The 14,537-nt window shown below is 58.2% G+C and carries 11 protein-coding genes and 1 tRNA gene; 7 read left to right on the top strand and 5 right to left on the bottom strand.

Annotated elements, in window-relative coordinates:
- Positions 1–107: 107 nt before the first annotated feature.
- The gene (locus ACZLZQ_RS02680) at positions 108–407 is read right to left on the bottom strand and encodes a hypothetical protein (RefSeq protein ID WP_472948004.1); all 300 of its coding nucleotides are present in this window, start codon (positions 405–407) and stop codon (positions 108–110) included.
- Positions 408–652: 245 nt separating this feature from the next.
- Here ACZLZQ_RS02680 and ACZLZQ_RS02685 point away from each other — a divergent pair.
- From ACZLZQ_RS02685 to ACZLZQ_RS02715, 7 genes are all read left to right on the top strand, one after another.
- Positions 653–742 (top strand) — tRNA-Ser (locus ACZLZQ_RS02685).
- A gap of 643 nt (positions 743–1,385) precedes the next feature.
- The gene (locus ACZLZQ_RS02690) at positions 1,386–4,409 is read left to right on the top strand and encodes a type I restriction endonuclease subunit R (protein ID WP_472948005.1); all 3,024 of its coding nucleotides are present in this window, start codon (positions 1,386–1,388) and stop codon (positions 4,407–4,409) included.
- A complete protein-coding gene (locus tag ACZLZQ_RS02695; RefSeq protein ID WP_472948006.1) occupies positions 4,399–5,700 on the top strand; it encodes a restriction endonuclease subunit S in 1,302 nt (433 codons plus the stop codon). Before ACZLZQ_RS02690 ends, ACZLZQ_RS02695 begins: the two co-directional genes overlap by 11 nt.
- Complete coding sequence (locus ACZLZQ_RS02700) at positions 5,697–6,923, top strand: AAA family ATPase (protein ID WP_472948007.1); 1,227 nt, start codon at positions 5,697–5,699, stop codon at positions 6,921–6,923. Before ACZLZQ_RS02695 ends, ACZLZQ_RS02700 begins: the two co-directional genes overlap by 4 nt.
- A complete protein-coding gene (locus tag ACZLZQ_RS02705; protein ID WP_472948008.1) occupies positions 6,920–8,539 on the top strand; it encodes a type I restriction-modification system subunit M in 1,620 nt (539 codons plus the stop codon). Before ACZLZQ_RS02700 ends, ACZLZQ_RS02705 begins: the two co-directional genes overlap by 4 nt.
- 253 nt (positions 8,540–8,792) lie before the next feature.
- Positions 8,793–9,338, top strand: a complete 546-nt coding sequence (locus ACZLZQ_RS02710; protein ID WP_472948009.1) for a recombinase family protein — start codon at positions 8,793–8,795, stop codon at positions 9,336–9,338.
- A 228-nt stretch (positions 9,339–9,566) separates the two neighbouring features.
- Complete coding sequence (locus ACZLZQ_RS02715; RefSeq protein ID WP_472948010.1) at positions 9,567–10,583, top strand: hypothetical protein; 1,017 nt, start codon at positions 9,567–9,569, stop codon at positions 10,581–10,583.
- Between the two features lie 451 nt (positions 10,584–11,034).
- On the opposite strand, the gene ACZLZQ_RS02720 is transcribed toward ACZLZQ_RS02715, so the two are convergent.
- The 4 genes from ACZLZQ_RS02720 to ACZLZQ_RS02735 all read right to left on the bottom strand — a co-directional run bounded on the left by ACZLZQ_RS02720 (position 11,035) and on the right by ACZLZQ_RS02735 (position 14,519).
- Complete coding sequence (locus ACZLZQ_RS02720; RefSeq protein ID WP_472948012.1) at positions 11,035–11,721, bottom strand: hypothetical protein; 687 nt, start codon at positions 11,719–11,721, stop codon at positions 11,035–11,037.
- Positions 11,722–12,244: 523 nt separating this feature from the next.
- A complete protein-coding gene (locus ACZLZQ_RS02725; protein ID WP_472948013.1) occupies positions 12,245–13,048 on the bottom strand; it encodes a transporter substrate-binding domain-containing protein in 804 nt (267 codons plus the stop codon).
- Between the two features lie 47 nt (positions 13,049–13,095).
- Complete coding sequence (locus tag ACZLZQ_RS02730; RefSeq protein ID WP_472948015.1) at positions 13,096–13,869, bottom strand: amino acid ABC transporter ATP-binding protein; 774 nt, start codon at positions 13,867–13,869, stop codon at positions 13,096–13,098.
- Positions 13,869–14,519: an amino acid ABC transporter permease gene (locus ACZLZQ_RS02735; protein WP_472948017.1), complete on the bottom strand. Its 651-nt coding sequence runs from the start codon at positions 14,517–14,519 to the stop codon at positions 13,869–13,871. Before ACZLZQ_RS02735 ends, ACZLZQ_RS02730 begins: the two co-directional genes overlap by 1 nt.
- Positions 14,520–14,537 lie beyond the last annotated feature (18 nt).

A 14,537-nucleotide genomic window follows, 5' to 3' on the forward strand; every position in this document is an offset into this window, starting at 1 on the left:
AAGTTTCACGCTCTTTCTGCGCCGCGGGACGACGCTCCACGGGGTTTGCCGCCGGCCGCGCTGGGCCACTCCGGCCGCCCGGCTCCCAGCCCGGCTTGCGAGCGCGATCAGCGCCGGGGCGGCCGGCCGCGGACCGGGCCGGGCCGGCGACCGAAAAACATCAGCACGAAGGCCAGCACCGCCAGCACCAGCGCCGCCGGCCAGACTGAAACCAGCGCGATCACGTCGAGCACGCTCGCATCGCCCTCCGCCGGTGCGAGCGGCAGGCGCAAGGCCGCCGCCGCTTCCGCCAGCGTGGTCAGGCTCAGCGCATCGTTGGCGAGCGAGCGGGCGATGTCGGCGACCGCGAAGACCAGGCCCACGGCGAGGACGATCTGGCCGGCGAGGCGAAACAGAAATCGGATCATGCGGCCTCCCCTGATAGGCGAACGCGCCGCGCTTCCCGCGCCGTAGCCCGCGCCCTTCTAGAGCGGAATTGCCCGCCGATCCAGCGCTGCGCCGCCACCCGGAACCGCGGCAGCACGCGCCATCACCGAAAGCCCCTTGAACAGAAGGGGGTTCTCGCTATAAGTCGCCCCCAACCGACTCGCCGGTTTCTTCGAAGCCCGCGAGCCCCCGACCCGCCTGGCGCCCGCGCCGACGGAACGGGGATGGAGAGGTGGCCGAGTGGTTGAAGGCGCACGCCTGGAAAGTGTGTTTACGTGAAAGCGTAACGGGGGTTCGAATCCCCCTCTCTCCGCCAGATCTTAGGATAAGCCTATGAAAGTATTCATAGATTTTAACCGCCGCCGTCGGCGCTCCACATAACACCCCACAAAATCACTGCGCCTTACCTGACTCGTTAGTGGTCCGGTACGAGATCGTACACCCTCGCTATCTTCATGCAGGCGCTTACGCCGTCGCATATCGCAAAAGTTCGCTGCTACCTTCAGCTTGGTATTATATACGAGCTTACGCACCGGATGTTCGGCAGCAATTCTCCACGGACAACGAGGTGTAGAAGGCTACGGAAGTTTCCCGGCGAGCAAGTGCATCCTTGAAATTACCGATTTTGAGAAGAGGTGCCTTGCTCCCTCACGAGCAAGGCGCATGCCAGTCCGCCTCCCGAGGCGTTCGAGACGAAAGCGGTCCATCCGCTTTTGGAAGGCAGGCTTCGGAAGCAGACGATGATCGCGAGAATGTTGCCGCGGTACGTTCGAAACCGGTAAGGGTTTGTAGGCTCTTGGTGGCTCCAGAGCCAGCAACCTGCGTAAAAGGCGAACCCAGTCTCTACCTCCTGCCGGGCCAGCCACGGGCTTTCAATTTCGCCAATCCACGGGTAGTCACGTGGAAGCCCTGCAAAGGGAGAAGCATATCCTTTCAGTCTTCGGAGTGACGCCTTTAACATGATCACACTAGAGCGCGACCTTGAGGATACGCTAGTTTCGAAGCTCCAAGAATTAAAGTACGAGTATCGTCCCGATATCCAAGACCGCGCCCAGCTCGACCGAAATTTTCGTACGAAGTTCGAGGCGCTCAATCGTGTAAGCCTTACCGACTCAGAGTTTACGCGCCTCCTGGAGGGGATCGTCACGCCGGATGTTTTTACGGCGGCGCGAACACTTCGTGAGCGCAATAGCTTCACCCGTGATGATGGGACGCCGCTCAACTACACGCTCGTCAACATCAAGGACTGGTGCAAGAACTCCTTCGAAGTGGTCAACCAGCTTCGCATCAATACGGACAACAGCCATCATCGGTACGATGTCATTCTGCTGATCAACGGCGTGCCGGTCGTTCAGATCGAGCTGAAGACTCTCGGCATTAGCCCGCGTCGTGCCATGGAGCAGATCGTCGAATACAAGAACGACCCTGGAAGCGGATATACAAAGACGATCTTTTGCTTTCTCCAGCTATTCATCGTTAGCAACCGCGATAGAACATTCTATTTCGCGAACAACAATGCGCGTCACTTTGCCTTTAATGCCGAGGAACGTTTCCTGCCAGTCTACGAGTTCGCCGACGTAGACAACAAGAAGATTGTCCATCTCGATAGCTTCGCCGAGACATTCCTCGTCAAGTGCACACTCGGCCAGACCATCAGCCGCTATATGGTTCTGGTCGCAAGCGAGCAGAAGCTCCTGATGATGCGGCCCTATCAGGTCTACGCGGTGAAGGCGATTGTCGACTCGATCGCACAAGACTGCGGCAATGGCTACATCTGGCACACCACCGGCAGCGGCAAGACGCTGACTTCCTTCAAAGCGTCAACGCTGCTGAAGGACAATCCGGACATTGAAAAGTGCCTTTTCGTCGTGGACCGAAAGGACCTCGATCGGCAGACGCGCGAGGAGTTCAACAAGTTCCAGGAAGGTTGCGTCGAGGAAAACACCAACACCGCATCCCTTGTCCGCCGCTTGGTCTCCGACGATTACGCCGACAAGGTAATCGTCTGCACGATTCAGAAGCTTGGCCTCGCGCTTGACGAAAATAGCAAGCGCAACAAGCAGCAGAAGAAGGACGGCAAGAAGTCCTTCAAGGAACAGCTAGAACCCCTGCGCGAAAAGCGCATCGCCTTTATTTTTGACGAATGCCATCGGTCACAGTTCGGCGAGAACCACAAGGCCATCAAGGAGTTTTTCCCGCGCGCCCAGCTCTTCGGTTTCACCGGAACACCCATTTTTGACCAGAACGCCGCTCACCAGAAGATTGAAGACACGCAGGCCAGCATGAAGACGACGGAAGACCTCTTCCAGCAGCGTCTTCACACCTACACGATCACGCATGCCATCGAAGACAGAAACGTTCTTCGCTTCCATGTCGACTACTTCAAGCCGCAGGGCAAATCCCTGCCGAAGCCGGGCGAGCCGCTGGCCAAGCGGGCGATCATCGAGGCAATCCTGACCAAGCACGACGCCGCGACCGGTCAGCGCCGGTTCAACGCTTTGCTCGCCACATCGTCGATCAATGACGCCATCGAATACCACCGCCTGTTCGCCGAGATGCAGGCGGAGAAGCAAGCCGATAACCCGGTTTTCAAGCCGCTGAACATCGCCTGCGTCTTCTCCCCGCCCGCCGAGGGCAATCCTGATGTGAAGCAGATCCAGGAAGACCTGCCCCAGGAGAAGGAAGACAACGCGGTCGAACCGGAGAAAAAGAAGGAGGCCCTGAAGGCCATCCTCGCGGACTACAACGCCAACTACGGCACCAACCACGCAATCGGGGAATTCGACCTGTATTACCAGGACGTTCAGAAGCGCATTAAAGACCAGCAATGGCCGGATGCCGACTTGCGCCAGGCTTACCCCAACCAGCCAAACCACAAGATCGACATCACGATCGTGGTGGACATGCTGCTCACCGGCTTTGACTCGAAGTTCCTGAACACACTCTACGTCGACAAGAACCTGAAGCATCACGGCCTGATCCAGGCCTTCTCGCGCACCAACCGGGTGCTGAACGCCACCAAGCCCTATGGTAACATTCTCGACTTCCGGCAGCAGCAAGCGGCCGTCGATTCTGCCATCGCCCTCTTCTCCGGTGAGGCGGCTGCCGAGAAGGCCCGCGAAATCTGGCTGGTGGACAAGGCTCCGGTGGTCATCCAGAAACTGGAAAGCGCGGTGCAAAAGCTCGACACCTTCATGAAGTCGCAGGGCCTCGAATGCGCCCCCGACGCAGTGCCCAACCTCAAGGGCGACGCGGCCCGCGCGGCGTTCATCGAGCATTTCAAGGAGGTCCAGCGGCTCAAGACCCAGCTTGACCAATACACCGACTTGACCCCGGAAAACGCCGCAGCGATCGAGCAGGTCCTGCCGCGCGATAATCTCCTTGGGTTCCGCGGTGCCTATTTGGAAACGGCCCAGCGTCTACGAGCCCAGCAGGGCAAGGGCGCGGACAAGCCGACTCAGGAAGCGGACCAGCTTGATTTCGAGTTCGTCCTCTTTGCCTCGGCCGTGATTGACTACGACTACATCATGGGCCTGATCGCTCGCTATTCCGAGGCGACCCCCGGCAAGCAGAAGATGAGCCGCGAGGAGCTGATCGGCCTGATCCAGTCCGATGCCAAGTTCATGGACGAGCGTGACAATATAGCCGCCTACATAAGCACCCTGAAGGCGGGCGAGGGGTTGAGCGAAAAGGCCATCCGCGAGGGCTATAGCCGCTTCAAGGCCGAGAAGAACGCGGCTGAGCTGGCGGGCATTGCGGGCAAGCACGGCCTTGCTGTAGAGGCGCTTCATCGCTTCGCCGATAGCATCCTGCAACGCATGATCTTTGATGGCGAGGCGCTCACCGATTTGATGGAGCCCCTCGGCCTGAATTGGAAGGCGCGCCGGGTGAAGGAACTGGACCTGATGGCCGACCTGATACCGCTGCTGCTCAAGCGCGCCGGTGGCCGCGAAATCTCGGGGCTGAGCGCTTATGAGCAGTAAGGCGACATTCTCGACGGCAGCAGTCGATGGGTCTGTATCGATGCCTGAGCTGCGCTTTCCAGAGTTTCTCGGCCAGCAAGTGGAAGCGCTTCAATTGGCGGACGCTACGATTGAAAGCACAGAACGAAACGGCGCTGGTAAAGCCACATCTCAAATCATGGGGGTCTCCAAGGTCGAAGGCATCGTGCCTATGGAAGAACGCATCGTCGCGGCAGACACCGCACGTTACAATTCTGTTCGAAAGGACTGGTTCGCTTACAATCCGATGCGGCTTAACATCGGCTCAATAGCTCGGTGGAAAGGCGAAAACAACATTCTGGTTAGTCCTGACTATGTTGTCTTCAAGTGCAAGAGCGTCGGCCCTCACAGGCTCGATCCAGCCTATCTCGATCACTTCAGACGTTCTGACGCCTGGGAGAATTTCGTTTCGGAAAAGGGCGACGGAAGCGTTCGTGTTCGCATCTATTACAAGGACCTTGCGCGTCTACGAATAGCGCTGCCGTCCTTCCCTGAGCAACAAAAGATCGCCGAATGTTTGGACTCAGCGGAAGCGTTGATCGAGGCGCAGAGGCGGAAGGTGGAGGCGGTCAAGGCCCATAAAAAGGGCCTGATGCAGCAACTCTTCCCCCAGGAAGGCGAAGCCCAACCCCGCCTGCGTTTCCAAGAGTTTAAGGGGGCGGGGGAGTGGGAGTTCGTTCAATTGGGAAAGGTTCTCAAGGCCCCTCCCGATTATGGAGTTAGTGCGGCAGCCGTCCCCTACGCTGCAGAATTGCCTAAGTATCTTCGTATAACGGATATATCAGAAGACGGAAGCTATCGGGGAGAGAACAAAGTCTCCGTTGATATGGTGCCAACTGCTGGTAACTATCTCGATGAAGGTGATATTGCGATTGCCCGCACTGGTGCCAGCGTTGGAAAGTCGTATCGATACCGCCGGGATGACGGCAAGCTGGTGTTTGCAGGCTTCCTAATCCGATTGAGACCCGACCAGCGCAAATTGGCGACCGCATATCTCGCACAGTACCTGACAACTTCAAAGTATTGGGATTGGATTGCTATAAACTCTGCCAGGAGTGGGCAGCCAGGTATTAACAGTGCTGAACTTAGTTCACTGCCGGTGCCGTTGCCAGCAGGTGACCGCCTGCTGAAGGAACAAGACCGCATCGCCGACTGCCTCACTGCTCTTGATGACCTCATTGCCGCTGAAAGCCAAAAGCTCGGCATCCTCAAGACCCACAAGAAGGGGCTGATGCAGCAGATTTTCCCCTTGGTCGAAGAGGATGACGCATGAGCGGCATTCGCAACTACCAGAGTTTGGGAAAGCTGGTGACACGTCTGCGGGATGATCTGAACGACTCCGATCTCGTGCTGCTTTTCGCTTACAACCGCACTGGCAAAACGCGCCTTTCTATGGAATTCAAGGACGCGGGCAAGCGCAAGACGAAGAAAAACCCGACCGGGACGCCCGACACGCTCTATTTCAACGCCTTCACCGAGGATTTGTTCGTTTGGGAAAATGACCTCGAAGGCGACAGCGTGCGCCGCCTGCAACTGAACGACAAGTCGTCCTTCTTCAACGCGATGACCGAACTCGCGCTGGACGAAACGATTGCCCAGTACCTCTTCAGATATGCCGACTTCGAATTCGACTTCACCTACAAGGAGGTTCCTGCAGACACCGGGACCGTCTCCAAACCGGACTACGTGAGTTTCCGAAAGGGCGACGAGATCAACATCAAGGTATCGCGCGGCGAGCAGAACATCTTCATCTGGTGTGTGTTCATGGCGATCTGCGAGCGGATGCTCGACGGCCATGAGTCCTATCAGGGGAAGAACTACCTATATATTGACGATCCGATCTCATCGCTCGATGACAACAACGCGATCTCCGTCGCCTGCGATCTGGCGAAACTCCTCCGCCGGACGGCGACAAGGAAGGATGGCGCGAGTGCGCCTGCGCCGATCAAGGTGATCTTCTCTTCGCATCACTCCTTGTTCTTCAACGTGATGTGCAACGAAGTCGGCAGGCGGATCGATGGCGAGCCAAGAATCACCCATAAACGCTACTTCCTGCACCGCCCGGGCGGCGACGGCGCCTTCACGCTCCAAGTCACCGACGACACGCCCTTTTTCCATCACGTCGCCACCTTGGCCGAGTTGCTGCGTGCCGCCGATCCCACCAAGGGAAAGCTCTATACTTTCCATTTCAATGCCCTGCGCAGCGTCATGGAGAAGACGGCGTCTTTCTTCGGGCATCCGAGCATGGCGTTCTGTCTGAAGGCGCTCGACAACGAGGAAGATCGGGCGCTGTTCAACCGCGCTCTGAACCTGTTGAGCCATGGCGCCTACGCCATCCATGAACCTACTGAAATGGGCGAGGACAACAAGGAACTTTTCCGCCGCATCCTGCGCGAATTCATCGCGCGGTTTGAGTTCGCCCTGCCAGGCGTAGTCGCCGCCCAACCCGTAGTTCCGGCGCCCGCGCCCGCCGCAGAGGAAGCACCCGCACAATGAACGACCAAAACCAAAAGCAACTGGGCAAAACGCTTTGGAACATAGCCGATACGCTCCGCGGCGCGATGAACGCGGACGATTTCCGCGACTACATGCTGTCGTTCCTCTTCCTGCGCTACCTCTCTCACAATTACGAGATGGCCGGGAAGAAGGAGCTCGGGCGCGACTATCCAGATCCCAACGCGATAGGCAACGGCGGGCGCTCGCCCTTATCTGTTTGGTACGCGGAGAACCCCGATGATGTTACGGCTTTTGAAAAGCAGATGCGCCTGAAGGCGCACTACCTAATCAAGCCGGAGCACCTCTGGACCAGCATCGCCCATATGGCGCGCACCCAGAACGACGACCTATTGAACACCCTGCAGGCGGGCTTCAAATACATCGAAAACGAGTCGTTCCAAAGCACGTTTGCTGGCCTGTTCTCGGAAATTAATCTCGGTTCTGACAAGCTCGGCCGGACGTATGCTGATCGCAACGCCAAACTCTGCGCCATCATTAGCGAGATCGCCAAAGGGCTCGCCGACTTCTCCTCGGATGTGGATGCGCTTGGCGACGCCTACGAATATCTGATCGGCCAATTCGCCGCCGGTTCGGGCAAGAAGGCGGGCGAATTCTATACCCCGCAGCAGGTGTCAGACATCCTTTCCGCTATCGTGACACTCGACAGCCAGGAGCCCGCAACCGGTAAAAATGAGCGGCTCGCCAGCGTGCTCGATTTCGCTTGCGGCTCTGGCTCGCTGCTGCTGAATGTGCGCAAGCGCATGGGGCCGCACGGCATCGGCAGAATTTACGGGCAGGAAAAGAACATCACCACTTACAACCTCGCCCGCATGAACATGCTGTTGCATGGCGTGAAAGACACGGAATTTGAAATTTACCACGGCGACACGCTGACCAATGACTGGGACATCCTGCGTGAGTTAAATCCCGCCAAGAAGCCCTCATTCGATGCCATCGTAGCGAACCCGCCCTTCAGCTTGCGCTGGGAGCCGACTGAGGCGATGGGCGATGATGTGCGGTTCAAAAACTACGGGCTGGCGCCCAAGTCGGCCGCGGACTTTGCCTTCCTGCTGCACGGTTTTCACTATCTAAAGGATGAGGGTGTGATGGCCATCATCCTCCCCCACGGGGTGCTGTTCAGAGGCGGGGCGGAAGAGCGCATCCGAACCAAGCTGTTGAAGGATGGCCACATCGACACGGTCATCGGCCTGCCGGTGAACCTATTCTATTCGACTGGTATCCCGGTCTGCATCCTTGTGCTGAAGAAGTGCAAAAAACCGGACGACGTGCTCTTCATCAACGCAGCCGAGCATTTTGCGAGGGGGAAGCGCCAGAATCAGCTTACGCAAGCGCATATCGGTAAGATCATCGAGACCTACCAGTTTCGCAAAGAGGAGGAGCGCTATTCAAAGCGGGTGAGCATGGGTCGGATTGCCGAGGAAGGCTATAATCTGAATATTTCGCGCTATATAAGTACTTCCGTGGGAGAGACGGAAATCGATTTATCGGCCACGCACGCCGACTTAGTCGCGATCGACAACCAAGTGCGTGAGGCAACCAATAAGCACAACGTCTTTTTAAAGGAACTCGGTTTGCCTATGCTGCCGGTACGATAGGCAAGAGCTAGTATCTCAATCCCTTGGCGCCACGAGCCGAGTGGGAAATTTAACTGACTAATGACGTTTGCCTTCTGGGCCATCGCATTGCTCCAGATGAACGAGGGCATAGGGCGCCGAGCAAACGCCCTTTCAACACATCAGCGTATACCCTGCAGTGACGTCACCCGGCAGGCGAGTGCTTGCGTAACATCTGGGTTGACTGCGCCTATTTACGGCTTGGTAGCCTCGCGCCTAAAGCTTGAGGTGACACATGGCCCGTATCGGTTACGCACGCGTGAGCAGCATCGACCAGGATCTCGACATACAGCTTGGCAAGCTCAAGGCCGAGGGATGTGCTGTTATTCGGTCAGAGAAGGTGTCCGGCGCCAGTCGCGACGGCAGGGGTGGGCTTGCCACAGTGCTAGAGTTTTTGCGGCCCGGTGATGAGCTTGTCGTTACGAGGCTTGACCGCCTCGGCCGAGACACCCGCGACGTGTTGAATCTTATCCATGAATGCGAGCAGCGCGAGGCTTTTGTCACGGTGCTAGATCCGCATGTTTCTACGCGCGGCGAAATGGGCCATCTGGTGCTAACTGTGTTGGGCATGGTCGCACAAATGGAACGGCGATTTATCAAGGAGCGGCAGCGTGATGGGATCCAGCGGGCGAAGGCTGAAGGCGTCTATCACGGAGGAAAGCGGCGGCTCGACCATGACCGTGTTAAGGCTATGCATTTGGCCGGCGCCGGACCGGCGGCTATAGCGCGCGAGCTTGGGTGCTCCCGTATGCAAGTATACCGCATTTTGCAATCTGAGTAGGTAGAGTCAGGACTCATGATACGAATGCCGCTTTGCGCCGAAAGCTAACTGTCCGCTACAGGACGCGGATGCTAGACAGCCTTCGTATCATTTGGTGAATAGCTCCGACGCCGCGAAGCTTACGAAAGTCTAGCAGGAGCGAACTTGTGAGAGTCTAAATAGAGCAGAACAACGATGCCTGATGAGCCTCAGGTGAATGCCATTATACAAAGATGAGCAATACCAAATATGGCCGAGGTCACGCGTTTTCCGCATTATCACCAGGCCGAGAATGTGGTGACCAACCACGTGATGGTCCTTCTGCGCATACTATACGACGCGTCGCCGAAGCTACTCGAGTCTTTGCTCCGCGCCTTTTGCGTCGAAGAGATCACAGTAGGCCCTCGTTTCTCGCAGCAGGTCGCCGGGACGCATAGTGTGCCTGACGGGCTCGTACTGCAGGAACCTTTGTCTGTATTCATAGAGACGAAACTAGGCCCCTCGTCGGATCCGGACCAACTGAGTAGGCACTGCCGTACAATCGTTGACCGCCTGCCCGGACGGAAGGGCAGCTTCCTTATATCTCTGACCTCCGGCAAAAGCAGTCAAGTGATGCCCGCCGAAGTAACCTCGATCGCGAAGGAACACGGGGTGACATTGGTTGAGACCACCTTCGGCGAGTTCGTTGCGCAGGTGACCACCCTTCCGGTGACCGACCTTGGGCTACGCGAAACCCTACAGGAATTCGCCGACTTCATCTTCGCGCAAGGCTTGATACCGCGCGAGGAGCAAGTCATGGTCGCCATGCTGACCGGGACGTCGTGGCGGGAAAATTTGGCTCATGGGGTCTACTACGAGCCGGTTGAACGCAGCCCCAAGTGGCAGCGTGCAGCATTCTTGGGTCTGTATCACGACAAGCAGGTCAGCCACGTCGGGCGCATCGTTTGCGCGGTTTCTGCGATGCGGGACGACGCAGGGCGGATTGCCTTCGAGATACCCGAGACAGGAACCCTCGACGACAACGGGAGGCAGGCAGTCCGGGACGTGATCGAAGCGGCCCAGGGTTACTATCCAGGATTTGAGCTCTCACCGCATCGCTACTATGTTGTCGACGCTTTCGTAGCCACGGGCTTCCGCAAGGCATCACCCGGCGGGATGATGGGACACCGGTACTTCGACATCGAGGAAATCGCGCGGAGGCGATTGCAATCAGGGGCAGCCGCTATCGCAGCGGCCCAAGCGCTTGATGGTTACAACTTCGTCTGACGTGTGCCCTTCAGCCTAAGCCTTTCTCGACGGTGACTGGATCCGCATATTCCTATGTGTTGTAGCGGCGGCAGTCTGAGGGCTGCGTGTTGACATCTACAAGCGCAAATAGCCTGAGCTTTGGCGTAACTTATTAACAGGGTCCGGGACTGCCGCTGTACTTAATGAGTTCAGTCGACCCGTTTGCCGTGCAGCTTAGTGCGTTTCGGCATCATGCGCCTACGACGAGCTAGTGGCGATAGAGACCGACCGCCATCAGCCTCGCTCATGGTTCGCCGCAAGCAACTGGAGTGCGATTGAAGATATCATCTGCTTGGGCGCAGCAGGTAAAATTTGCGGATCTGCAAATAACTACCTGGCCTGTTTATAATTGTAATCGCTTACTGATAGCTAATAACATTACCTTACTGCGCGGATGCGATTGCTCCGCTCTATGTACCTTTCGACCAACTTATGCGTCATCAGCCGGGGAAAGGCGCACTAGTTGATCTCGTAGCGATGCCATCTGTTCAACGTTTGCATGCTCAACCCGTATCCGGTTCGGGCGGAACCGATGCCAGAGGTCTACGGCTTCTCGAAAGCGCTCGGCTGCCCCCTGGAGTCGTTGATCAAAATCAAGGGAGTCGATCAACCAATGATAATTTCGTCGATCGATGCGAGCGTATTTTGCGCGTGTTCGGCCGTCAACGCCAGGGTCGGCAGCTATTGTTTCAAGCGTGTCGCGAATTTGCTCCCAAGAGTTACGAAGCTGCTCCCGATAGCCATCCGCCGGCAAATAAGCATCGCCCGCAGGGGCATCGTCTCCTGCGCGGTTTGCCGACAAGTCGCCGATTGATCCTCTGACCTGGCCTAGACCCTCGATGGCGGTGCCAAAAAGCGCTTCCATCTCACTCAATTTATCGCGGATCTGGTTCAACGAACTTTCCACATCCGAGCGGTGTTGAGCTACGAGTTGCTTGGATGCATCCAGTGAAGACTGCAGGTCCTGCACCCGATTGCCGAAAAGCCGCGCTCCGAGCATTACACCGATCACGGCGGCAGCTAAGGTCAAAATGCCAGATAGCAAAATGGCTTGGGGTTCAGTAAGGGAAGTCCACATATGTATCCTGGTATGCGCATCGTAATGAAATAGTTGCATGTAGTTGGTTCGTGTACAACCAATTTATGCATCATTCGCCCTTGCGACGTAGGTAATCCGCTACCAAAAAATCTAGCCAAAAAGGATCGAGGATGAGTGCAGCCGGTCACAAGCTGATCTGAATCCACCATACGGGCCCATGAGCAGCATTCACTGCGCTGGGCAACCGGCTGCGCCCGGCTCGCCTTGCCCTTTGGCGACGGTGCACCTCGCTGCGACGCCTATCGGTAATCTTGGAACGAACCACCTACATCATTTTCGGTTAAACGCTCTGTAGTCCACCCCAAGCTGGAGATACGTTCGATGCCCGTTAGGGGCCGATACCGGACCGTCTGCTTGGGGTGCGCCTTCGCCGGATACCTGCCGTTCCGTTCGCCACCTAAGCCGGCCACGCTTGATCCCAACGAGCAACAAACCTCCGCCGTCCAACGAAACCCATTCTGTTGGAAAGCGCGCGAACCACCAGCAAGTGATACGCGCGCAAAATTGGTCGCTCGGTCGCCGAGAATAAGTTAAGTCGCTGCTATTTTGTGGTCATCTCGGCGGGTAGGTCCTGCCCGAAGTACTTTTTGTAAATCGTGTTTAGCTTGCCGTTCTTGAGGTTCGTGTCCACGAAGCCGTCGAGCGTTGCCTGGAAGGCCGCGTCGCCCTTCCGGAGACCCATTGCCATCGGGTAGTTGTTCAGCTCCATCTTGATCTCGAGACCGAGGCCGGGGCTTTGGTCGGCGACCGCCTGGGCGGTGGAGAGCGCGGCCGCGAACACCTTCTGCTGGCCAGTGGCCATGGCGGTGTTCGTGGTCGACTCGTCCTCGTAGCGAACGATGCTTGCGTCGCTGCCGCTGGACTTGACTAGCTTGGTCAGCTCGATGTCGGCGGTCGTGCCGCGCGCGACGGCGACTTCCATCCCGGCAAGATCGGCGGCGGCCTTGATCGCTGCGTCCTTCGGGCCGGAGATCACGACCGGGATGACGCCGTAGGGCTTGGAGTAGTCAATGACCTTCTTGCGCTCTTCGGTGACGGAGAACGAGGCGATCACGACGTCGGCGCGGTTCGAGAGCAGGAACGGCACGCGGTTCGCGCCGGACACGGGCACGATCTCGAGCGTCACCCCGAGATCCTCGGCAAGGAGCTTGGCGGTCTCGACGTCGGAGCCGGTCTCCTTCGCGGAGCCGTCCAGCATGCCGTAGGGAGGATGGCTGACGTCGACGGCGACGATGATCTTGCCGCGCTCCTTGATGTCGGAGAGCGTGTCCGCGAGGGCGGCGCCCATCGAGGCGACGAGGCTGGCCGCGAGCACGACGCCCGCCAGAAGTGATGTCTTGCGCATGGTGTTATCCTCCCATTATGCCGCGCCCGAAATGGACGAGGAATTCGTCACAGGCCGTTGCCGACGAACTGCCGGAGTTCCGACGTCGTTGGTTCTGCCAGCATGCCGCCGTCGCCCTTCTCCCAGACACGGCCTTCATGCATAAACACGATCTGGTCCGCGACCTTGGCGGCGAAGGCCATCTCGTGCGTCACGAGGACCATGGTCATGCCGCCCGCCGCGAGCTTGGCGATCACACGCAGCACCTCACCCGTCAGCTCGGGATCGAGCGCCGAGGTGATCTCGTCGAAGAGCATCAGACGCGGACGCATGGCGAGCGACCGCGCGATGGCGACCCGCTGCTGCTGGCCGCCGGAGAGCTGCTCCGGGTAGTTCTTGGCCTTCTCGGACAGCCCGACCTGCTCAAGCACCTCGGCGGCGAGCGCGCCGACGGCGACGCCCTTCAGCCCGTTCACCTTGCGGGGCGCGAGGGTCACGTTCTCCTCGACGGTCAGGTGCGGGAACAGGTTGTAGCTCTGGAAGACGATGCCGACTTCCTTGCGCAGGTCGCGCAGGTCGAAGTCGCGGGCGAACAGGTCGCGCCCGCAGACAGAGAGCTGCCCGGCGTTGATCCTCTCGAGACCGTTGATGCAGCGGAGCGCCGTGCTCTTGCCGGAGCCACTCTTGCCGATCAGGGCAACGACCTGCCCCTCCTTGATGTCGAGCGTGATCCCCTTCAGTACCTCGAGGGCGCCAAAACTCTTTCGGACCTCATGAAAGCGGACGAGCGGGGTTCCTGCCGATACGAGCGGGTCTCTTGAGGTCTGGGTCAGCATGTCCATCACTCCGGGATTCGATGAAGGCGACGCTCGAACCGCCGGGCGAAGACCGACATCGGGAAGCAGATCGCGAAATAGATGAGGGCGGCGAGGGTGAACACGACGAACGGGTTGAACGTCGAGTTGTTGATGACCTTCGCCGAGTAGGTGAGGTCGATGAAGCCGATCACCACCGAGTAGGAGGTATTCTTCACGATCTGGACCATGAAGCCGACGGTGGGCGGGACCGCGATGCGCAGCGCCTGCGGCAGGATCACGTAGACAAAGCGCTGGTACGAGGTCAGCGCGAGGCACTCGCCCGCCTCCCACTGGGTCTTCGGCACCGACTGGAGGCAGCCTTTCCAGATCTCGCCAAGGAAGGCGCTGGAGTAGAGCGTCATCGCCATACCCGCGGCGACGAGGGCCGAGACGTTGTAGCCGTAGATGCTCATGCCGAAATAGACAACGAACATGATCACCGGGAGGGGAATGCCCTGGACGAGCTGCACGTAGAGGCTCGCCGTGCGGGATACCCAACGCTTGCGGGCTGCACGGGCCATGGCAAGCGGCAGGCCGAGGACGGTACCGCCGACGAAGCCGAGAAGCGACAGGACGATGGTCCAGATGGCGCCCTGAAAGATGTAGAGTATCTGGTCGATCGTCAGCCCGAACATGGGAGGCTCCCCTTCCAG

The organism is Mesocryomonas lacus, from assembly GCF_055730105.2.